Origin of the sequence: Pseudomonas vranovensis DSM 16006, from assembly GCF_000425805.1 — a bacterium.
GTDB lineage: Bacteria > Pseudomonadota > Gammaproteobacteria > Pseudomonadales > Pseudomonadaceae > Aquipseudomonas > Aquipseudomonas vranovensis.
Genome location: NZ_AUED01000011.1, coordinates 112745 through 134500, shown reverse-complemented (window position 1 = coordinate 134500; position 21756 = coordinate 112745). Strand labels below are relative to the sequence as shown.

Below are 21756 nucleotides of genomic sequence, written 5' to 3'. Positions count from 1 at the left end.
AAAGTTTCAGAGGACTGTTCCATGAGCAACGTCGACCACGCCGAAATCGCCAAGTTCGAAGCCCTGGCCCACCGCTGGTGGGACCGTGAGAGCGAGTTCAAGCCACTGCACGACATCAACCCGCTGCGGGTCAACTGGATCGACGAGCGGGTCAAGCTGGCCGGCAAGAAGGTTCTCGATGTCGGCTGCGGCGGCGGCATCCTCAGCGAGGCCATGGCCTTGCGCGGCGCCACCGTGACCGGTATCGACATGGGTGAAGCGCCCTTGGCCGTGGCCCAACTGCACCAGCTCGAATCCGGGGTACAGGTCGAGTACCGCCAGACCACAGCCGAAGCCCTGGCCGAAGAAATGCCCGAGCAGTTCGATGTGGTCACTTGCCTCGAGATGCTCGAGCACGTGCCAGACCCGTCCTCGGTCATCCGCGCCTGCTATCGCATGGTCAAACCGGGCGGCCAGGTGTTCTTCTCGACCATCAACCGCAACCCCAAGGCCTACCTGTTCGCGATCATTGGCGCCGAATACATCATGAAGCTGCTGCCGCGCGGCACCCACGATTTCAAGAAGTTCATCCGCCCCTCGGAGCTGGGTGCCTGGAGCCGCGAGGCCGGCCTGAATGTCAAAGACATCATCGGCCTGACCTACAACCCGTTGACCAAGCACTACAAGCTGGCCAGCGATGTCGACGTCAATTACATGATCCAGACCCTTCGCGAGGAATGAACATGCGTTTGCGAGCAGTACTTTTCGACATGGACGGCACCCTGCTCGACACGGCGCCGGACTTCATCGCTATTTGCCAGGCCATGCTTGCCGATCGCGGCCTGCCTGCCATTGACGACCAGCGGATCCGTGACGTGATCTCCGGCGGCGCCCGGGCAATGGTCGAAGTCACCTTCGGCATCACGCCTGAAGTGGCAGAATTCGAGGCCTTGCGCCTTGAGTTCCTCGAGCGTTACCAGCGCGACTGCGCAGTCCACAGCAAACTGTTCGACGGCATGGCCGAGCTGCTGGCCGACATCGAGAAAGGCAACCTGCTGTGGGGCGTGGTGACCAACAAGCCGGTGCGCTTCGCCGAACCCATCATGCAGCGCCTGGGCCTGGCCGAGCGCTCTGCCCTGCTGATCTGCCCTGATCACGTGAAGAACAGCAAGCCCGATCCCGAGCCGCTGATCCTCGCCTGCAAGACCCTGAACCTGGACCCGGCCAGTGTCCTGTTCGTCGGCGACGATCTGCGCGACATCGAGTCGGGCCGCGATGCCGGCACCCGCACGGCAGCGGTACGCTATGGCTATATCCATCCAGAAGACAATCCCAACAACTGGGGTGCGGACGTGGTGGTCGATCATCCGCTGGAGCTGCGCAAGGTGCTTGATAGCGCGCTTTGCGGTTGCTGACCCATAAAAGCATCGCGGGTCAAGCCCGCTCCCAGCGCTCCGTGATGCCGCACCACAATTGAAGAGGTAACCCCATGTTCGATTACTCCGCCCGCCCCGACCTGCTCAAGGGCCGGACCATCCTGGTCACCGGCGCAGGTCGCGGAATCGGCGCAGCTGCCGCCAAGGCCTATGCCGCGCACGGCGCCACCGTCTTGCTGCTGGGCAAGACCGAAGGCAACTTGACCGAGGTCTACGACCAGATCGAAGCCGCCGGCCACCCGAAGCCTGCCGTCATTCCCTTCAACCTGGAAACGGCCCTGCCACACCAGTACGACGAACTGGCGGCCATGATCGAAAACGAGTTCGGCCATATTGACGGCCTGCTCCACAACGCCTCGATCATTGGTCCGCGCACACCGCTGGAGCAGCTTTCGGGCGACAACTTCATGCGCGTCATGCAGATCAACGTCAACGCCATGTTCATGCTGACCAGCACCCTCCTGCCGCTGCTGAAGCTGTCCCAGGATGCGTCGGTGATCTTCACCTCCAGCAGCGTCGGGCGCAAAGGCCGAGCCTACTGGGGTGCTTATGGGGTGTCGAAGTTCGCCACCGAGGGCCTGATGCAGACCCTCGCCGACGAACTTGAAGGCGTGGCGCCCGTACGGGCCAACAGCGTCAACCCAGGCGCCACCCGCACCAGCATGCGCGCCCAGGCCTATCCGGGCGAGAACCCGGAGAACAATCCGCTGCCAGAGCAGATCATGCCGGTCTACCTGTACCTGATGGGCCCAGATAGCACCGGTATCAATGGTCAGGCGTTCAACGCCCAGTAAGCTCAGCCCTCTGCCAGTTCCGCCTGATGCCGGGCGGGCTGGCGCTGCTCCTGCTGCATGCAGCGCTCAAGGAACAGGAACATGCAGTCGTAACTCTTGCAGATTGCCCGGCGCAGCTCGGTCTGCAATGCCCGGGACGGGTTGTTGCCCGCCAGGGTACAGACGATTTCCAGCGCTTCCCACGGGTGCGAGTCATCGTACTGGGCATGCATCTTCAACCACTTCATCGCCCGCTTGCGCCCCTCCTCCGGGAAACCCTGGGCATAAGTGCCGGTCGAGCAGACCAGGGCCGACCATTCTCCCGTGGCCCCTTCGATCGCATAGTTGGTTGCCGCGATGGCAATCACCAATGCGTCGGCGGTGCAGGTATGCCAACACCAATCGCTCAAGGCATTGAGTTCGGTCGGCACCTCCTGGGCCTGCAGGTCCTGCAGACTGACCCCATGGGCCTGGCTCCAGTAAACCCAGTAATCGGCATGATTGAGCTCGACTCGAATGTTGCGCATCAGCCAACGCCGCGCCATGTCCTCCCCAGGATGGCGGGCGTAGCGGGTCTTGGTCAGGTTCTTGGCCATGTAGAGGGAAAACTGCTCAACCACGGGCCAACCACCGATCAGGTATTGGCGCAGGGTACGGGCGCTCAGCCGGCCGTCCCGCATGCGATGGTAAAGCTCGTGCTCCACCACCCGAGACTTGCTCGGTTGACAGTCCTTGATCATCTGCTGAGCCCAGAGCGGGTAACTGCTGGGGTCCATCAACGGACCAGTTCGAATAAACGCGTCAATCACTCTCAACTCCTTGTTCCTTGTGATTATTGGCAGATGCTCAGCGAAAGGCTCCTGGCGCCCTGGATAACAGGGGCCTTGCAGCAATCCGCTGGCGCCGAAGGCTATCGCAGGTAAATACCTGCGGTCGCTCGATCAGGTAACCCTGGGCGTAATCGACGCCTATTTCCTGCAGGGCCTGTTCAATCAGCGGGGTTTCGACGAACTCGGCGATGGTGCGCTTGCCCATGACATGGCCGATATGATTGATCACCTCCACCATGGCCCGGTTGACCGGATCATCGAGCATGTCCTTGACGAAGCTGCCGTCGATCTTGAGGAAGTCGACAGGCAAGTGCTTCAGGTAAGCGAACGAAGACATCCCGGCGCAAAAGTCATCCAGCGAGAAACGACAGCCCAATCCCTTGAGCTCGTTGATAAAGCGAATGGCGCTGCCGAGGTTGGCTATTGCGCTGGTTTCAGTGATCTCGAAACAGATCAGGTGAGGCGGAATGGCAAACTCGCCAAACAGACGCTGCAGGTACTCAAGGAATTTGTCGTCGCCGATACTGCTGCCCGACAGATTGATTGCGCACATGGCCAACGGGCCTTCCCGACGCTCATCGAGGCATTGGCGGATGACCGTGAACACACTGCGCACCACCCAACGATCCAGCGCGGTCATTAGCCCGTAACGCTCGGCGGCGGGAATGAAGCTGTCGGGCAGAATGATCCGCCCACCCTCATCGTGCAGGCGCAACAGGATTTCCAGGTGGCCGGCGCCCCCATGGCAGCCGAGCGCGGCGATTTCCTGGGCATACAGGCAAAAGCGATTCTCTTCCAATGCCACATGAAGTCGCTGGATCCAGGCCATTTCACCGAAGCGCATGGACAGCTCGCTGTCGTCGGCATGATAGACCTGCACGCGGTTGCGGCCTTTCTCCTTGGCCATGTAGCACGCCATGTCGGCTGCACGCAGGGAAGCTTCCAGCGTTGCCGGCGCCTGAGTGATGTGTACCAGCCCAACGCTCACAGTGGTCATGAACGGGCGCCCCTTCCAGACAAAATGCAAGCTCTGGACCGCCAGGCGCAAGCTTTCGGCGATACGTTCGGCCTGCTCCTGCGGGCAGTTCTCAAGCAGAATGCCAAACTCGTCGCCCCCGAGCCTGGCCAGGGTATCGCCCTCTCGCAGCCCAGCTTGCAGCACGGCGCAGATGTGCCGCAGCAACTCGTCCCCTGCGGCATGGCCACAGGTGTCGTTCACCAGCTTGAACTGATCCAGGTCCAGGAACATCAGGGCATGGCGAGCCGGCTTGCGCGCCAGGGCATTGAGCGCCAGTTCAAGGCGGTACTCGAACTCCCGGCGGTTGGCCAGCCCAGTCAAGGCATCATGGGTAGCCTGCCAGGACAGGTTGGCGATGTACTGGCGCTCCTGAGTCATGTCATGCAGCACCAGTACGATGCCACTGACCCTGCCTTCGGCCATGATCGGTGCGCCCACCAGCGCCACCGACACAGTGCTGCCATCAAGCCGTTGAATCAGCTTGATGTGCTCGCTTCCACCCTTGAGACCACCGCTGAGGATGTGATCGAGCAGCGTCCGGCCATCTTTCTCGGCATTCTCGTCCAGCAAACTGAACAAGGCGGCCAACGGCAACCCCTGGGCCTGGGCGGCGTGCCAGTGCGTCAACTGCTCGGCCGCCGGATTCATATAGGCGATGCACCCATCGACATCAGTGGTGATCACACCGTCGCCGATCGACTCCAAGGTGACCTGCGCCCGCTCCTTCTCCACTTCCAGGGCAGTGGCAAATGCCTGACGCTGGGCCAGCAGCTTGCTTGAACGCATCCAGGCCAGGGCAATCAGGAACAGTGCAGTCGCCAGGTTGGTCAGCAACAGCACTCGCAACAGCATGCGCGAACCTTCACCCAAGGCATCGCTGAAGGCCCGCGCGGCGGGAGTGACATCCTCATTGATTTCGGCGATGCGCGCCTTCCATTGGGTCACCGCGTAAGCATCGGCCCGGCCCGAACGGAAACCCTCATGCATTTGTACAGCTACTTCATCCAGTTGACTAAGGTAGCCATCGCCCACTGCCCAGAGCGCGATGGCCTTCTTCAGGTAACTCACCTGGCCAAAGTTCAAATACAACCAGATCAGGCCCGGGACATCGTCGGGGTGGTTTCCGCCCTGCAAAATGCCACGGCGCGCCGCGTCCAGGTCCGGGGTGGGCAAATCCAGGGCGACCCGCAGTTCATGCCCGCCTTGCGGCACGGCAATGGCTTTGCGGTACTTGCGAAAATCAGCCAGGTCACGACTGTCGGCATACAGTGTGAGGTAATAGATGGCGTCCTTCTGCCCCTTGGACCAGAGGCTCTCCCCCGCCACATAGCCGCGCACCGCCGACAACGCGTAAAGACTGATGCTTCCCAGCAACGCCTGAAACAGCACCACGGCAACAAATGGCCAGATAATGCCCAACAACCGCGGCGCTTCGAGAGTCCGTTTTCGCTTCATGAGGTCCCTTGCACATAGAGCTGAATGAATCTCTACCTACAACCCCACAGCCTAGGCTATTTGCCATTGAATCTGGAGAGCTTTTCTCATTTACATGACGGGCACGCTCAACTCTGTTGCAAATGCCCATACAGCTTGGCGTATAAGCCGCCACCGGCGATCAGTTGCTGGTGATCGCCATCCTCGGCCACGTGCCCACCGTCGAACACCAGCACACGATCTGCCTGCTTCACCGCCGACAATCGGTGGGCAATGATCAGCGTGGTGCGCGCACTGAGAAAACGCGTCAATGCCAGGTGCAGGTTGTACTCAGTGGCGGCATCCAGGGCCGACGTGGCCTCGTCGAGAATCACCACCTTGGGCTCGGCCAGCACCATCCGCGCAATTGCCAGGCGCTGGCGCTGGCCCCCCGAAAGGCGCACGCCCGAACGCCCGACCACGGTATCCAGGCCGTGGGGCAAGGCGGCAATGGTGGTGTCGAGCTGGGCGATATTGAGTGCCTGCCAGCAGGCTTCGTCGCTGCTGTCGCGCCCCATGGTGAGGTTGGCACGAACGGTGTCATTGAACAGCGACGGATGCTGCAGCACCACTGCCACATGCTCACGCAGGGTTTCCAGGCCAATGTCCTGCAAGGTCGAGCCACCAAAGCGAATGGTCCCTGCCTGGGCGCTGTAGAGCCCGAGCAACAATTGCACCAGGGTACTCTTGCCGCCACCACTGGCACCGACAATGGCCACCTTCTCCCCAGGCGCGATCGACAGGTTCAACTGGTCGAGCACCGGTTCATCGGCGTAGGCAAAGCGCAGGCCTTGAACCTCGATACCCACCGTGTCGCGCCCCTTGAACGGATCGACACCCCCGGGATACTGCGGCTCGTCGGCACGTGCCAGCAGCTCGTTGAGCCGGCTCAAGGCACCGCCGGCGGCGTAGTAGGCGTACTGCAGATTGAGGAGTTGCTCGACCGGGCCAATCATGAACCACAGGTAGCTGAACACCGCCAGCATCTGGCCAATGGACAGGTCGGAAAACAACACGGTAAGCATCGCCGCCGCGCGGAAGATATCGATGCCGAACTGGAAGAGCAATCCACTGGCCCGGCTACTGGCATCGCTTTTCCACTGCGAGGCAACCGCATAATTGCGTACCTCCTGGGCACGCATGCCCAAGCGCCCGAGGAAATAGCCCTGGCGATTGCTGGCGCGGATCTCCTGGATGGCGTCCAGGGTTTCCGTCAGGGCCTGGGTGAAGCGCGAGGTACTGTCGTTTTCCAGTTTCTTCAGGTGCTTGACCCGTTTGCCCAACTGCACCGTGGCGAAGATCACCAGGGGGTTGAACAGCAGGATCAGCATCGCCAGCTGCCAGTGCATCCAGATCAGGATGGCGGCGGTGCCGGTCAGGGTCAGCATGGCCACCAGGAAGCGGCTCAAGGTCTCGCCGACAAACTTGTCGAGGGTGTCCAGGTCGGTGACCAGGTGGGTCGTTACCGTGCCACTGCCCAGGCTTTCATACTCTTTGAGCGAAATTCGCTTGAGCCGCTCGATCAGGCGGATACGCAGGCGATAGACAATGTCCTTGGCCAGGCCCGCAAACAACTTGGCCTGTACAACGTTGAAGGCCAGTGCGGCACAACGCAGCCCCAGGGTTACCACCAACATCAGACCGATGTAGCCAGCGGCGACCTGCCAATTGGCGGGAAGGAACTGGTTCATCCACTTGAGCGCGGCATCACCATGGCCCAGCAGGACTTCATCCACCAACAGGGGCAACAGCAAGGGAATGGGCACACTGCACAGCGCCGCCAATACAGCGACACCATTGGCAACCCACAAGGCTTTTTTATGGTGCAGGGCCAGGCGGCGGATTTCCGCCCAGCTCAGACGATCGGCAACGGTGGGGGCAGGCCCCGGCACAGGGTCGGGCGACCCTGGCAGGTCAAGCACAGGCGGCCTGCTGTAGCCAGCGCCCGAGCAGCGGGCTCAGGGACTCCACTGGCTGGTAGCCATTGGTGAGCAGCGCCAGTTGCCCGTTGCGCTCGGCAAGCAAGGTGGGAAAGCCCGCGATCCCCAGGTCCTGCACCCAGGTGAAGTCAGCCGCAGTGGCTGCGCGCACCTCGGTACTGGCAAAGCGCTCGGCAAACACCGAGCGCTCAAAACCGGCCTGCTCGGCCAGTTCAACCAGCTTGGGGGCCAGGGTGACGTCTTCGCCACCTTGGTAGAACGCCTGCTGGATCGCGCCGAGCAATGCCCAGGTGCGCTGCGGGTCAAGGCCACGGGCGGCCACCAGGGCACGGCAGGCAGGCTCGGTGTCGTAGACAAAACCGTCCGGCATCGCGCCCTCAAGGGTGAAGGGTTGGCCCGTTGCCTCGTTGACCGCCTGCCAATGCTCCAGGATATAGCCCCGGGTCGATGCATCCAGTGCGCTGCTGCCTGTACGCAACCCACCTGGCACCAGGTGAGTTTCGACCCCGGCGTCCAGCGCCTGGGCAATCAGGGCCTGGGCCACGGGTGCGAACCCCCAGCACCAGGAGCACATCGGGTCCATCACATAAAGCAGGCGTGCAGACATCAATCAGGCCTCGGCAGCTTTGCGGTAATTGTGGCCGATCGGGTGCGGCATGTTGCGGGCCTTGGCCAACTCGATCTGCTTCTGCCGGTCAATGGCGCTGCGTCTGGTCTTTTCGCTCAGGCTGTCCCAGCAATGCGGGCAACTGATACCTGGCGAGTAGTGTTCGGACGCTCGGTCTTCCACGCTGATCGGGGTGCGGCAGGCATGGCACTGGTCATAATCGCCTTCGGTCAGGTCGTGACGCACAGTGACCCGGTTGTCGAAGACGAAACAGTCGCCCTGCCAGCGGCTTTCATCCTGTGGCACCTCTTCAAGGTATTTCAGGATCCCGCCCTTAAGATGATAGACCTCTTCAAAACCTTCACCGAGCATGTAGCTGGAGGCTTTTTCGCAACGGATGCCACCCGTGCAGAACATCGCAACCTTCTTGTGGCGCGACGGGTCGAAGTTGGCCTTGATGTACTCGGGGAACTCGCGGAAGGTGGTGGTCTTGGGGTCGATCGCGCCGTCGAAGGTGCCAATGGCCACTTCGTAGTCGTTGCGGGTATCGATCAGCAACACTTCCGGATCGCTGATCAGCGCGTTCCAGTCCTTGGGCTCGACGTAGGTGCCGACCTTGTGGTTCGGGTCTACCCCCTCCACGCCCAGGGTGACGATTTCTTTCTTGAGCTTGACCTTGGTGCGATAGAACGGCTGTTCGTCGCAGTAGGATTCCTTGTGGTCGATACCTACCAGGCGGGCATCGCTGCGCAGCCAGGCCAGCAGGCCGTCGATACCTTCACGGGTACCGGACACCGTGCCATTGATACCTTCCTCGGCCAGCAACAAAGTGCCCTTGATGCCATTGGCGGTCATGCTTTCGAGCAGCGGTTCACGCAGCTCGACGTAATCTTTCAGGGTGACGAATTTATACAGCGCCGCCACGACGATAGCTTGGGTCATGCAAGAACTCTCCAGGTGGTTGCCCTCGCAAAGGGCGGACCGGATGACAAAAAAAACGCGCCGACGAGCGGCGCGTTGCACATTCTAGCAAAAACCTGACGAGGAAATCAGTGTTTGCTGCCACCTGCACAGGTGGGTGAAGCAGGCGCTGCGCCCACCTTCTGCCACTCCCCGGGGGTATAGGTGTGCAGGGCCAGGGCATGAAATTGCCCCATCAGCTCACCTAGCGTGGCGTAGACCTTCTGGTGGCGCTTTACGCTGTTCAGACCCTCGAACTGCTCGCTGACCAGCACGGCCTTGTAGTGGGTTTCTTGCCCACGGCTGTGCATATGGCTTTCGTCGAGCACCGAAAGGTGCTGGGGCGCAAGCGCGGCCAGGCTTTGTTCAATCTTCTGCTGCATGGACATGGACGGCTCCGCGATTTACTTCTTCGCCGGAGCGGCGGCCTTGCCGGCGTTCGGGTCGAGTTCTTTGGTCATGTCAGCCAACAGTTTGTTGACTACCGGCACGGCGCTTTCCAGCTTCTGTTGGGTCAGCTGGGCCGACTGCTGGGTAACTTGAGGCATTTTTTCCAGCACTTTCTTGCCCAGTGGCGACTGGTAGAAGGCAACCAGGTCCTTGAGCTCGCTTTCGGTGAAGGTGCGGGTGTACAGCTTGACCATGTCCGGCTTCAGCTTGTTCCAGCCGATAGCCTGGTCCAGGGCGGCGTTGGCCTTGGCCTGGTAGCTGTCGAGCACGGCTTTTTTCGAGGCTGGGGCCTTGGTCTGTTCAAAACGCTGGGCAAACATCTGTTGCACCTGCATGTAAACCGGGGTGCCGAGCTTGTCAGCGTGCGCCATCATGAGGAATTTTTCGGCACTGGCGTTGTGGCTGGCGGTATCGGCAAGCACCTGGCCGCTGGCGCAGACCAGCGCAACAGCGGTGCAAAGGGCGCGAAGACGGGTCATCGGAATTCCTTCATTAGACAGAGGAGGTAGTACCCCGGAGTAGAGCATTCTGCGCCGACTCGGGCACGTCGCTCAAGTGGGTCGACGAGCAATGGAACCGCTGCGACGAAAAGGGACCTAAACTGCGAATTCAGACCACAAGGGAGTGAGCGCAGCATGAGCCGTATCGAAACTGACAGCCTGGGTCAGGTCGAAGTTCCTGACCAGGCCTATTGGGGTGCCCAGACGCAACGCTCGCTGATCAACTTCGCCATCGGCAAGGAACGCATGCCGCTGGCAGTCCTGCATGCCCTGGCGTTGATCAAGAAAGCCGCCGCACGGGTCAACGACCGCAATGGAGACCTGCCGGCCGACATTGCCCGGCTGATCGAACAGGCCGCCGACGAAGTGCTCGACGGCCAGCTCGACGACCAGTTCCCGCTCGTCGTCTGGCAGACCGGTAGCGGCACCCAGAGCAATATGAACGTCAACGAAGTGATCGCCGGGCGCGCCAACGAACTGGCCGGCAAGGGACGCGGCGGCAAGATTCCGGTCCATCCCAACGATCATGTCAATCGCTCCCAGAGCTCCAACGACTGTTTCCCCACCGCCATGCACATAGCCGCCGCCCAGGCGGTCCAGCACAAGTTGCTGCCGGCAATCACTGAGCTGTCTTCGGGGTTGGCGGAGCTGTCGGCACGCCACCAGCACCTGGTGAAGACCGGCCGCACCCACATGATGGATGCGACGCCGATCACCTTCGGCCAGGAAGTCTCTGCTTATGTAGCCCAGCTCGATTATGCCCAGCGGGCGATCCGCTCGGCCCTGCCGGCCGTGTGCGAACTGGCCCAGGGCGGAACCGCGGTAGGCACCGGGCTCAATGCCCCGCACGGCTTTGCCGAAGCCATTGCCGCAGAACTAGCTGCGCTCTCCGGCCTGCCCTTCGTCACCGCACCGAACAAGTTTGCGGCACTGTCTGGCCACGAGCCGTTGACCACCCTGGCCGGTGGCCTGAAAACCCTGGCGGTGGCACTGATGAAGCTGGCCAACGATTTGCGCCTACTCGGCTCCGGCCCCCGCGCCGGTATCGCCGAAGTGCGCTTGCCTGCCAACGAACCAGGCAGCTCGATCATGCCGGGCAAGGTCAACCCGACGCAATGCGAGGCCCTGTCGATGCTGGCCTGCCAAGTGCTGGGCAACGACACCGCCATCGGCTTTGCCGCGAGCCAGGGCCACCTGCAATTGAACGTGTTCAAACCGGTGATCATCCACAACCTGCTGCAATCCATCGAGTTGCTGGCCGATGGCTGCAGCAACTTCCAGCAGCACTGTGTGGCCGGCATCGAGCCGGATGCCGAGCAGATGGCTGCGCACCTGGAGCGCGGGTTGATGCTGGTGACTGCCCTGAACCCGCATATCGGCTACGACAAGGCCGCAGAAATTGCCAAGAAAGCCTACAGCGAAGGCACTACCCTGCGTGAGGCAGCCCTGATCCTGGGCTACCTGAACAACCAGCAGTTCGACCAGTGGGTCCGCCCGCAAGACATGCTCGAACCTGGCAAGAAAGGCTGAATCAACGCGCCAGGCGCAAGCGCCTGGCGCGCCAGCCGGCCATCAGCGATGGGCCCAGCGCCGTCAGCGCCGAGCCCAGCACCACCACCAGTGCGCCGATATAGCCCAACGTATTGATCTGCTCGGCCTGCACATAGTCAGGCCAGAACCAGGCCGCCAGCGCCACGGCGACAAAGGTCACCAGCGGTGTGAGCGCCAGGGTTGCACTGACCTTCGAGGCCTCCCAGTGGGCCAGCGCTTCGGCAAAGGCACCGTAGGCCACCAGGGTGTTGAGGCAGCAGGCAAGCAACAGCCAGCCTTGCAGCGGGCTCAACTGAAGCGCTTCTAGGGGATGTACCCACGGCGTCAGCAACGCGGCGCAGCACAGGTAGATCACCATCATGACCTGCAGCGAATTCCACACGGTCAGCAACTGCTTCTGGCTCAAGGCGTAGAACACCCAGATCGTGGTTGCCAGCACAATGGTCAGTACACCCGTGGTATAGACACTCAAGGAGCTCAGCAACTCTTCCAGGCGCTGATTGAAAAACAAGCCAAAACCCGTGAGCAGGATGGCAAGGCCCATGCCTTGACCGAAGGTGAAGCGCTCCTTGAACAGGAACACACTGGCCACCAGCAGCATCACCGGCCCCAACTGAACCACCAGTTGCGCGGTACCGGGGCTGAGCAGGTTGAGCCCCATCAGGTACAGCACGTAGTTACCCACCAGGCCACACGTGGCCAGCGCCACCAGCCCCCAGCCCTTGCGCCCGAGTCGGTTGAACGAGGGCAGCCTCCTGCTTGCCGCCAGCCAGGCGAACAACAGCCCCCCGGATACCAGCAAGCGGAACCAGGTCACGGTGATCGGGTCCATCACCTGCAGTACCTGTTTGAGCTTGATGGGCAGGATGCCCCAGAGCAAGGCCGTCAATAGCGATAACGACAGGCCATAGACCCAGCGTCCGGAAGAAATGTGCATACCAGCCTCAATTGCCCTGTGGTAGGGGGAGACTGAATTCTACGGGTGGGTGTGGAGGGCCGACAGGTACAATTGCGGAAAAGATTTCAGTACTTCATTCCTTGAGCTCATCCTGGCTGGCGACTGCGGTGCAGTCGGTCACAGCCTCGTTCCTCGCCAGCGGCTACAGGCCTGGTCCTTGTAGCCGCTGGCGTAAGCAGCGCTCGTGTTGCTGTGGAAGACAGCAGCGCCTATTTCTTGTCTCTCTTGAATGCGGCTTCGAGTGCATCGTTGATAGTGCGCAGCACCTTTACCCGCGCCCAGCGCTTGTCATTGGCTTCGACCAGGGTCCAGGGCGCGATCTCGGTACTGGTGCGATCGACCATGTCACCCACCGCCTCGGCGTACTGATCCCACTTGTCGCGGTTACGCCAGTCTTCCTCGGTGATCTTGAAACGCTTGAAGGGAATCTGCTCGCGTTCCTGGAAGCGTTCCAACTGGGTCTGTTCATCGATCGACAGCCAGAACTTGACCACCACAACACCGGCGCTGACCATCTGCTCTTCAAAGTCGTTGATCTCGCCGTAGGCACGCATCCAGTCTGCCTGGCTGCAAAAACCCTCGACCCGCTCCACCAGCACCCGGCCGTACCAGGAGCGGTCGAACACGGTGAACTTGCCACGGGCCGGAAGGTGTCGCCAGAAGCGCCACAAATAAGGTTGCGCCCGCTCCTCTTCGGTCGGTGCAGCGATGGGCACGATGCGGTACTGGCGCGGGTCCAGCGCGGCGGCCACACGGCGAATGGCGCCGCCCTTGCCCGCCGCGTCATTACCCTCGAATACCGCGATCAATGCGTGACGGCGCATGCGTTTGTCACGCAGCAGCCCCGCCAGGCGAGCCTGCTCGATAATGAGTTGTTCCTGGTAGTCGTCCTTGCTCAGGCGCAGGGTCAGGTCCAGGCTGCCGAGCAGGCTGCGCTGGTCGATGGCGTGGCCCAAAGGGGCAATGTTGGCCAGGTGGACCGGCGCATGCTGGGCCTTGAGTGCCGCCTGGAGCCCTTCAAGCAGGATGCGGCCGACCGCCAGGCTGCGGTAGTGAGGGTCGAGCCCCTCGATCACGTGCCAGGGGGCGTAGTCGCGGCTGGTCTGGCGCAGCACCCGTTCACCGAAGCGTACGAAGCGGTCATAGGTTTCCGATTGCTGCCAATCCAGCGGGCTGATGCGCCAACTGTGCAGCGGATCGTCCCGTAGTGCCTTGAGCCGGGCCTTCATCTGTTTCTTGGACAGGTGGAACCAGAACTTGAAGATCAGCGCGCCTTCATCGCAGAGCATTTCTTCCAGGCGCTCGGCGCCGCGAATGGCCTGGTCGAGTACGGCATCCTTGAAATGGCCATGCACACGCCCCTGGAGCATCTGGCTGTACCAGTTTCCGAAGAAAATCCCCATGCGCCCCTTTGCCGGCAGGGCTCGCCAGTAGCGCCAGGCGGGTGGTCGGGCCAGTTCTTCATCGGTCTGCTGGTCAAAGGTGCGCACTTCGATCAGGCGCGGGTCCATCCACTCGTTGAGCAGTTTTACGGTTTCACCCTTGCCGGCACCTTCGATGCCATTGATCAGAATGATCACCGGAAAACGCGCCTGCTGCTTGAGCTCGAACTGTGCTTCGAGCAAGGCTTCGCGCAGCGCCGGCACCTCGGCCTCGTAGGTTTCTTTGTCGATGGAGTGACCAATTTCAGCGGATTCGAACATACCAGGCTCCCTACTTGGATATGCAAGGTTAGCGGATCCGCGCCGGCTTTGTCGGTGGACGCAAAGATTGCGCCGGGTCAAATCTACAGGGGGCTGTCGATCAGCTAAAATGCCGCTCTAGCCTGACCCGAGCCGACCATGACCGATGTAATCCACTATGCCCAGATCGACTGGGACGACCAGGGCCGCCCCCATTCGCGCCAGTTCGATGACATCTACTTTTCCAAGGACCAGAGCCTGGAAGAGACCCGCCATGTGTTCATCGACCAGAACGACCTGCGCCAGCGCTTCAGTACGCTGGCGCCGGGCCAGTGCCTGGTGATCGGTGAAACCGGGTTCGGCACCGGGCTCAATTTCTTCTGCGCCTGGCAGTTGTTTGTCGACTGTGCAGCCCCCGACGCCCGCCTGCACTTCATCAGTGTGGAAAAGTACCCGCTGAGCCGCACCGACCTGACCCGCGCCCTGGCCCTGTGGCCAGAACTGGCGCCCTTCAGCGCACCGCTGCTGGCCCAGTACGTAGCGGTACACGAGGGTTTCCAGACCTTCAGCTTCGATCAAGGCCGGGTACAGCTGACCTTGATGATCGGCGACGCCCTGGAGCAACTGCCGCAACTCGACGCCCAGGTCGATGCCTGGTTCCTCGACGGTTTCGCCCCGGCGAAAAACCCGCAGATGTGGACGCCGGAACTGTTCACTCACGTCGGACGCCTGTCGGCTGCCAATGCCACCCTGGGCACCTTCACCAGCACCGGCTGGGTACGGCGCGGCCTGATCGCGGTGGGCTTCGAGATGAAGCGCATTCCCGGCATCGGCAAAAAGTGGGAGATCCTGCGCGGCGCCTTTCGTGGGCAGCCAGCAGGCCTTGAAGTACCCACACCAGCTCCCTGGTTCAGTCGCCCAGCGCCCCTGCCCGGCCCACGCCATGCCTTGGTCGTCGGGGCCGGCCTTGCCGGATGCGCAACCGCGGCGAGCCTGGCGCGGCGAGGCTGGAAAGTGACGGTACTGGAGCGACATGCAACGCCTGCGGCCGAAGCCTCCGGCAACCCACAAGGGGTGCTTTACCTCAAGCTCTCGGCGCACGGCACCGCATTGTCGCGCCTCATCCTCAGCGGTTTCGGCTATACCCGGCGCCTGCTTGAATGCCTGCAACGCGGCCGCGACTGGGACGGATGCGGGGTCTTGCAACTGGCTTTCGACGCCAAGGAAGACCAGCGCCAGGCCCTGCTGGCCGAAGCCTTCGACCCGCAATTGCTGCAGCGCCTGGAGCGTGAACACGCCGAAGCAGTGGCGGGCGTAACCCTGGCCAGCGGTGGTCTGTTCTACCCCGATGGTGGCTGGGTCCACCCGCCCGCCTTGTGCCAGGCACAACTGCAGCACCCGAACATCACCTTGCTGACCCACCACCAGGTGCTGCAGCTACGCAAGGTCGACGGTCTCTGGCAAGCCTGGGAAAGCGAGAAACTGCTGGCCAGCGCACCGCTGGCGGTACTGGCCACTGCCGCCGATATCCACCGGTTCGAACCTTGCGCCACGCTGCCGCTCAAGCGAATCCGTGGCCAGATCACCCGCCTGCCTGCCACCGCGCAAAGTCAGGTGCTCGCGACGGTAGTGTGCGCCGAAGGCTATGTGGCGCCACCGCGTGAAGGCGAGCACACCCTGGGTGCCAGCTTCGACTTCCACAACACCGACCTGACCCCTACCGCAAGCGAGCACATCGGCAACCTGGCCTTGCTGGAACAAATCTCCAGCGACCTGGCCGAGCGCCTGGGCGCCCATCACCTGGACCCGCACACCCTGCAGGGCCGTGCCGCGTTCCGCTGCACCAGCCCCGACTACCTGCCCATCGTCGGCCCGCTGGCCGATCGCCAACCGTTCGACCAGCATTACGCGGTGCTGGCCAAGGACGCCCGCCAGATACCCGACACACCCTGCCCCTGGCTCGAAGGCCTGTACGTCAATAGCGGCCATGGTTCACGCGGCCTGATCACAGCGCCCCTGTCGGGCGAACTGATCGCCGCCTGGGTCGACAACGCCCCGCTGCCGGTGCCACGCAGCGTCGCCGAAGCCTGCCACCCCAACCGCTTCATGCTCCGCGAGCTGATCAGGGGGAAAAAAGCAGCGGCAAGCGGCAAGCCCTGAGCTGCAAGTGAAGATAAAAGCGGCTGGCTTGCAGCTTGCCGCTTGAAGCTTATTACTGCGGCTTATAACGCATTGATATAAAACTCTCGCTATCCGCATCGGTCAGTTTCCATGTGCCTGGGTTCAGGCACCTTCCCCAACGGCAAAACCGGTAAGGACTTATGTGCGGATTAGCTGGAGAGTTTCGTTTCACCCCTGTTGCCCACCCACCACGCCCGGCGGACCTCGCCGCGGTCGAGCGGATCACCCATCACCTGGCTCCTCGCGGCCCCGACGCCTGGGGCTTTCATAGCCAAGGCCCGATCGCCCTGGGCCATCGCCGCCTGAAGATCATGGATCTGTCCGACGGCTCGGCCCAACCCATGGTCGATAACCAGTTGGGCCTGTCGCTGGCCTTCAACGGTGCCATCTACAACTTCCCGGAACTGCGCAGCGAGCTGGAAAGCCTCGGCTATGCCTTCTACTCCGATGGCGACACCGAGGTGCTGCTCAAGGGCTATCACGCCTGGGGCACCGAGCTGCTGCCGCGCCTCAACGGCATGTTCGCCCTGGCGATCTGGGAGCGCGACACCCAGCAGCTGTTCCTGGCCCGTGACCGGCTGGGTGTCAAGCCGCTGTACCTGTCGCGCAATGGCGAACGACTGCGCTTCGCCTCAAGCCTGCCAGCCCTGCTCAAAGGCGGCGACATCGATCCGATGCTCGACCCCGTGGCACTGAACCACTACCTCAACTTCCACGCGGTGGTGCCAGCACCGCGCACGCTGCTGGCCAATGTCGAGAAACTGCCGCCGGCCACCTGGATGCGTATCGACGCCCAGGGCCGGGTTGAGCAACAGGTGTGGTGGCAACTGCACTACGGCCCGCGCACCGATGAGCAGCACTTCACCCTGGAAGACTGGCGCGACCGAGTGCTGGACAGCACCCGTGAAGCGGTGGCGATTCGTCAGCGGGCGGCGGTGGAAGTTGGCGTACTGCTCTCTGGTGGTGTCGATTCAAGCCTGTTGGTTGGCTTGCTGCGCGAGGTGGGCGTGGAGGATCTATCGACCTTCTCCATCGGCTTTGAAGATGCCGGCGGCGAGCGTGGCGATGAGTTCCAGTATTCCGACTTGATCGCTCGTCACTACAGCACCCGCCATCACCAATTGCGCATCGACGAGCGGGAAATCATCGAGCAATTGCCGGCAGCCTTTCGTGCCATGAGCGAGCCAATGGTCAGCCATGATTGCATTGCCTTCTACCTGCTCTCGCGGGAAGTGGCCAAGCACTGCAAGGTGGTGCAAAGCGGCCAGGGTGCCGATGAACTGTTCGCGGGTTATCACTGGTACCCGCAGGTGGATGGCGCCCCGGATGCTCATGCTGCCTACCGCAATGCGTTTTTCGACCGCAGCTACGACGACTACGCCGCCACCGTGCAGCAACCCTGGCTGCTCGATTATGACGCCGCCGGCGACTTCGTCCGTCAGCACTTCGCCCAGCCGGGGGCGAGTGACGCAGTAGACAAGGCACTTCGCCTGGACAGCACCGTGATGCTGGTCGATGACCCGGTAAAGCGGGTCGACAACATGACCATGGCCTGGGGCCTGGAGGCCCGCACACCGTTCCTCGACTACCGCCTGGTTGAGTTGTCGGCGCGCATTCCGGCGCGCTTCAAACTGCCCGACGGTGGCAAGCAGGTGCTCAAGGAGGCGGCACGCCTGGTCATTCCCGGCGAAGTCATCGACCGCAAGAAGGGGTACTTCCCGGTGCCCGGGCTCAAGCACCTGCAGGGGGCGACCCTGGACTGGGTACGCGAGCTGCTGCTGGACCCAAGCCAGGACCGCGGCGTGTTCGAACCCGCCGCCCTGGACCGCCTGCTCAGCGACCCGCATGGCCAGCTGACGCCGCTGCGGGGGTCGAAACTCTGGCAACTGGCAGCCTTGAACCTGTGGCTCAGCGAACAAGGAATCTGATCGATGAAAGCCCATGCCTCACCCTATGGCCAGCGCCTGGTGCGCGGCCAGGTGCCGACCTATGAGCGTTTGCAGGCACAGTTGGCCGGCGATGGCAGTGATCCCCACGAGCAACCGCGCTCGTTGCATTGCGGCTGGGGTCGCCTACTGATCGGCCACACCTACCCGGACCCGGCCAGCCTTGCCACTGCGCTGCAGGACGAGCGCCCCGGCGAACGCGATATCGCCCTGTACGTGGCAGCGCCGCAACAAGTGCTGGCCCAGGCGCCTCATCAACTGTTCCTCGATCCCTCCGACACCCTGCGCCTGTGGTTCAGCGACTACCGTCAGGCCCAGCGCGTGTTTCGCGGCTTCCGTATCCGTCGCGCGCAGAGCGACAGTGACTGGCAGGCGATCAACGCGTTGTACCTGGCCCGCGGCATGCTGCCCATTGATCCTGCGCTGCTCACCCCGCGCCACCTGGGCGGGCCGGTGTACTGGCTGGCCGAAGATGAAGACAGCGGCGCGGTAATCGGCAGCGTCATGGGCTTGAACCATGAAAAAGCCTTTGCCGACCCCGAGCACGGCAGCAGCTTGTGGTGCCTGGCAGTCGACCCGCAGTGCACCCGCCCCGGGGTCGGCGAAGTGCTGGTGCGCCATTTGATCGAGCACTTCATGAGCCGTGGCCTGAGCTGCCTGGACCTCTCGGTGTTGCACGACAACCGCCAGGCCAAGCGCCTGTACGCCAAACTGGGGTTTCGCACCCTGCCCACCTTCGCCGTCAAGCGCAAGAACGGCATCAACCAGCCGCTGTTCCTGGGACCCGGCCCGGAAGTAGGCCTCAATCCGTATGCCCGGATCATTGTCGAGGAGGCGTATCGACGTGGTATCGATGTGCAGGTCGATGATGCCGATGCCGGGCTGTTTACCCTCAGCCTGGGGGGGCGGCGGATACGCTGCCGCGAATCGTTGAGTGACCTGACCAGCGCCGTGAGCATGACCCTGTGCCAGGACAAGAGCCTGACCCACAAGGCACTCGGCAATGCCGGCCTGCAACTGCCCGCCCAGCAACTGGCGGGCAATGCCGACGACAACCTGGCCTTTCTGGAAGACCACGGCGCAGTAGTGGTCAAGCCACTGGATGGCGAACAGGGTCAGGGGGTCGCGGTCAACCTGACCACGCTTGAGGAAATCAATCAGGCAATCGAAAACGCCCGCCGCTTCGACAGCCGCGTACTGCTCGAAAGCTTTCACCAGGGCCTGGATTTACGCATCGTGGTTATCGGCTTCGACGTGGTGGCTGCCGCCATTCGCCACCCGGCCCAGATCGTCGGTGACGGCCAATTGGCGGTAGGGGCGTTGATCGAAGCGCAAAGCCGCCGGCGCCAGGCGGCCACCGGCGGTGAGAGCCGCATCCCGCTGGACGACGAGACCCTGCGTACCTTGCATGCCGCCGGCGTCGATTACGAGACGGTACTGCCCGCCGGCCAGCGCCTGGCCGTGCGTCGCACCGCCAACTTGCACACCGGCGGTTGCCTGGAAGACGTCACCGAACGCCTGCACCCGGTCCTGGCCGACGCCGCTGTAAGGGCGGCCCGCGCCCTAGATATCCCGGTGGTCGGCCTGGACCTGATGGTCGAGGCGGCCGACCAGCCCGAACACGTCTTCATCGAAGCCAACGAACGCGTCGGCCTGGCCAACCATGAACCGCAACCTACCGCCGAACGCTTCGTCGACCTGCTGTTTCCACACAGCCGGCCGGCCCCATGATCACAGGAGGCCGCATGACCGAAAAACTCCCGGAGCCAGACCTCACCTACCTGCAAAAAGTGCTGCTGGAGATGCTCGCCATTCCCAGCCCCACCGGTTTTACCGACACCATCGTGCGCTACGTCGCCGAGCGCCTGGAGGAGCTCGGCATTCCCTTTGAGCTCACCCGGCGAGGCACCATTCGCGCCACCCTCAAGGGTCGTAAAAGTTCACCGGACAGGGCCGTATCCGCCCACCTGGACACCATTGGCGCCAGTGTGCGCGCCATCCAGGACAACGGTCGCCTGTCGCTGGCGCCGGTGGGCTGCTGGTCCAGCCGGTTTGCCGAAGGCAGCCGGGTCAGCGTGTTTACTGACAACGGCGTGTTGCGGGGCAGCGTCCTGCCCTTGATGGCCAGCGGGCATGCCTACAACACCGCCATCGACCAGATGCCGGTGAGCTGGGAGCATATTGAATTGCGCCTGGACGCCTACTGCACCACCCGGGCCGACTGCCAGTCGCTGGGAATCGATATCGGTGACTTCGTGGCGTTCGACCCGCTGCCGGAGTTCACCGAAAGTGGCCATATCAGTGCCCGTCACCTGGACGACAAGGCTGGCGTGGCCGCGTTGCTGGCCTCACTCAAGGCGGTGGTCGACAGCGGTGCACAACCCCTGATCGACTGCCATCCGCTGTTCACCATCACCGAGGAAACCGGCTCCGGTGCCGCAGCCGCCCTGCCCTGGGATGTCAGTGAGTTCGTCGGAATCGACATCGCCCCGGTCGCTCCGGGCCAACACTCCAGCGAACATGCGGTGAGCGTGGCGATGCAGGATTCGGCCGGCCCCTATGACTATCACCTGTCACGCCACTTGCTGAAGCTCGCTCGCGAAAATGAGCTGCCGGCTCGCCGTGACCTGTTTCGCTATTACTTCAGCGACGCTCATTCGGCGATCACTGCCGGCCACGACATTCGCACCGCATTGCTGGCCTTCGGCTGCGATGCTACCCATGGCTACGAGCGCACCCACATCGACAGCCTGGCCGCCTTGAGTCGATTGTTGACCGCCTACCTGCTGAGCCCACCGGTATTTGCCAGCGACTCGCACGCCACCGGCAGTTCGTTGGAAAGCTTCAGCCATCAGTTGGAACATGACGCGCAGATGGAAACCGAAACCCGGGTGCCTGCGGTCGACAGCCTGATCGGCAACAAGCACTAGCGCCTACACAGTCAGGGCAGCTTTGGCGTAGCATACCGTCACATTTCGCCAAACCTGCCCTGTGCCCATGCTGATTCCCTACGAACAACTGGAAGCCGAAACCCTCACCCGCCTGATCGAGGATTTCGTCACCCGCGACGGCACCGACAACGGTGACGACACCCCACTGGAAACCCGCGTGCTGCGGGTGCGTCAGGCGCTGGCGAAAAAGCAGGCGTTCATCCTGTTCGATCTCGAAAGCCAGCAATGCCAACTGTTGGCCAAGCACGATGTGCCCAAGGAACTGTTCGACTGACTACTGCTCGGTCTTGGCCTTCTGCGCGGCGATCTGTTGGTGGATTTCCGCCCGGTGTACGTCGACATGACGGGGTGCGCTGATACCAAATCGCACCACATTCCCGTCGACCGACAACACCTTGACCTTTATGTGATCGTCTATAGCGATGATTTCGCCTATTTCGCGGCCTATTACCAACATGCTCCGATCCTCCACTGTGCTGAGAGCTCGGAGACTGCACCGGGTACCTGCGCCCTTCAATACT

19 protein-coding genes are annotated in these 21756 nt (G+C 62.3%); 9 read left to right on the top strand and 10 right to left on the bottom strand.

The window, feature by feature from the left end; all coding sequences use genetic code 11:
* Nucleotides 1–21: 21 nt before the first annotated feature.
* The 3 genes from ubiG to H621_RS0112170 all read left to right on the top strand — a co-directional run bounded on the left by ubiG (nucleotide 22) and on the right by H621_RS0112170 (nucleotide 2209).
* The gene (ubiG, locus tag H621_RS0112180) at nucleotides 22–720 is read left to right on the top strand and encodes a bifunctional 2-polyprenyl-6-hydroxyphenol methylase/3-demethylubiquinol 3-O-methyltransferase UbiG (protein WP_028943669.1); all 699 of its coding nucleotides are present in this window, start codon (nucleotides 22–24) and stop codon (nucleotides 718–720) included.
* Nucleotides 721–722: 2 nt separating this feature from the next.
* Nucleotides 723–1394, top strand: coding sequence for an N-acetylmuramic acid 6-phosphate phosphatase MupP (gene mupP, locus H621_RS0112175; protein WP_028943668.1), 672 nt, complete (start codon nucleotides 723–725; stop codon nucleotides 1392–1394).
* A 74-nt stretch (nucleotides 1395–1468) separates the two neighbouring features.
* Nucleotides 1469–2209, top strand: a complete 741-nt coding sequence (locus H621_RS0112170) for a YciK family oxidoreductase (protein WP_028943667.1) — start codon at nucleotides 1469–1471, stop codon at nucleotides 2207–2209.
* 2 nt (nucleotides 2210–2211) lie between these two features.
* Here the strand turns inward: H621_RS0112170 and H621_RS0112165 are convergent, their stop codons facing one another.
* From H621_RS0112165 to H621_RS0112135, 7 genes are all read right to left on the bottom strand, one after another.
* The gene (locus tag H621_RS0112165) at nucleotides 2212–2997 is read right to left on the bottom strand and encodes an iron-containing redox enzyme family protein (protein WP_028943666.1); all 786 of its coding nucleotides are present in this window, start codon (nucleotides 2995–2997) and stop codon (nucleotides 2212–2214) included.
* 37 nt (nucleotides 2998–3034) lie between these two features.
* Nucleotides 3035–5491, bottom strand: coding sequence for an EAL domain-containing protein (locus H621_RS0112160; protein ID WP_028943665.1), 2457 nt, complete (start codon nucleotides 5489–5491; stop codon nucleotides 3035–3037).
* Between the two features lie 107 nt (nucleotides 5492–5598).
* On the bottom strand, nucleotides 5599–7431 hold the full coding sequence (locus H621_RS0112155) for an ABC transporter ATP-binding protein (RefSeq protein ID WP_028943664.1): 1833 nt from the start codon (nucleotides 7429–7431) through the stop codon (nucleotides 5599–5601).
* Complete coding sequence (locus H621_RS0112150; RefSeq protein ID WP_028943663.1) at nucleotides 7424–8056, bottom strand: DsbA family protein; 633 nt, start codon at nucleotides 8054–8056, stop codon at nucleotides 7424–7426. The genes H621_RS0112155 and H621_RS0112150 overlap by 8 nt, the downstream gene beginning before the upstream one ends.
* 3 nt (nucleotides 8057–8059) lie before the next feature.
* Nucleotides 8060–8998, bottom strand: a complete 939-nt coding sequence (gene trhO, locus H621_RS0112145; RefSeq protein ID WP_028943662.1) for an oxygen-dependent tRNA uridine(34) hydroxylase TrhO — start codon at nucleotides 8996–8998, stop codon at nucleotides 8060–8062.
* A 107-nt stretch (nucleotides 8999–9105) separates the two neighbouring features.
* A complete protein-coding gene (locus H621_RS0112140; protein WP_028943661.1) occupies nucleotides 9106–9405 on the bottom strand; it encodes a BolA family protein in 300 nt (99 codons plus the stop codon).
* Nucleotides 9406–9420: 15 nt separating this feature from the next.
* Complete coding sequence (locus H621_RS0112135) at nucleotides 9421–9945, bottom strand: DUF2059 domain-containing protein (protein ID WP_028943660.1); 525 nt, start codon at nucleotides 9943–9945, stop codon at nucleotides 9421–9423.
* A 156-nt stretch (nucleotides 9946–10101) separates the two neighbouring features.
* Here H621_RS0112135 and H621_RS0112130 point away from each other — a divergent pair, with 156 nt between their 5' ends.
* Nucleotides 10102–11496: a class II fumarate hydratase gene (locus tag H621_RS0112130; protein WP_028943659.1), complete on the top strand. Its 1395-nt coding sequence runs from the start codon at nucleotides 10102–10104 to the stop codon at nucleotides 11494–11496.
* A 1-nt stretch (nucleotide 11497) separates the two neighbouring features.
* On the opposite strand, the gene H621_RS0112125 is transcribed toward H621_RS0112130, so the two are convergent.
* Both H621_RS0112125 and pap read right to left on the bottom strand, forming a co-directional pair.
* Nucleotides 11498–12454: a DMT family transporter gene (locus H621_RS0112125; RefSeq protein WP_028943658.1), complete on the bottom strand. Its 957-nt coding sequence runs from the start codon at nucleotides 12452–12454 to the stop codon at nucleotides 11498–11500.
* A gap of 230 nt (nucleotides 12455–12684) precedes the next feature.
* Complete coding sequence (gene pap / locus H621_RS0112120; RefSeq protein WP_028943657.1) at nucleotides 12685–14178, bottom strand: polyphosphate:AMP phosphotransferase; 1494 nt, start codon at nucleotides 14176–14178, stop codon at nucleotides 12685–12687.
* Nucleotides 14179–14316: 138 nt separating this feature from the next.
* Here pap and mnmC point away from each other — a divergent pair, with 138 nt between their 5' ends.
* The 5 genes from mnmC (at nucleotide 14317) to H621_RS0112095 (ending at nucleotide 21509) form a co-directional block, all read left to right on the top strand.
* Nucleotides 14317–16317 carry a bifunctional tRNA (5-methylaminomethyl-2-thiouridine)(34)-methyltransferase MnmC2/FAD-dependent 5-carboxymethylaminomethyl-2-thiouridine(34) oxidoreductase MnmC1 gene (gene mnmC, locus H621_RS0112115; protein WP_028943656.1) on the top strand — a complete coding sequence of 667 codons (2001 nt, stop codon included), beginning with the start codon at nucleotides 14317–14319 and terminating at the stop codon, nucleotides 16315–16317.
* A 161-nt stretch (nucleotides 16318–16478) separates the two neighbouring features.
* Nucleotides 16479–18266, top strand: coding sequence for an N-acetylglutaminylglutamine amidotransferase (locus H621_RS0112110; RefSeq protein WP_028943655.1), 1788 nt, complete (start codon nucleotides 16479–16481; stop codon nucleotides 18264–18266).
* A 3-nt stretch (nucleotides 18267–18269) separates the two neighbouring features.
* On the top strand, nucleotides 18270–20015 hold the full coding sequence (gene ngg / locus H621_RS0112105) for an N-acetylglutaminylglutamine synthetase (protein WP_028943654.1): 1746 nt from the start codon (nucleotides 18270–18272) through the stop codon (nucleotides 20013–20015).
* A 14-nt stretch (nucleotides 20016–20029) separates the two neighbouring features.
* Nucleotides 20030–21214, top strand: a complete 1185-nt coding sequence (locus tag H621_RS0112100; protein WP_028943653.1) for an osmoprotectant NAGGN system M42 family peptidase — start codon at nucleotides 20030–20032, stop codon at nucleotides 21212–21214.
* Nucleotides 21215–21281: 67 nt separating this feature from the next.
* Nucleotides 21282–21509 (top strand): YheU family protein, encoded by a 228-nt coding sequence (locus H621_RS0112095; RefSeq protein ID WP_028943652.1) that lies wholly within the window; start codon nucleotides 21282–21284, stop codon nucleotides 21507–21509.
* Here the strand turns inward: H621_RS0112095 and csrA are convergent, their stop codons facing one another.
* Entirely contained in the window at nucleotides 21510–21692 is a 183-nt protein-coding gene (gene csrA / locus H621_RS0112090; protein WP_028943651.1) for a carbon storage regulator CsrA, read from the bottom strand.
* Nucleotides 21693–21756 lie beyond the last annotated feature (64 nt).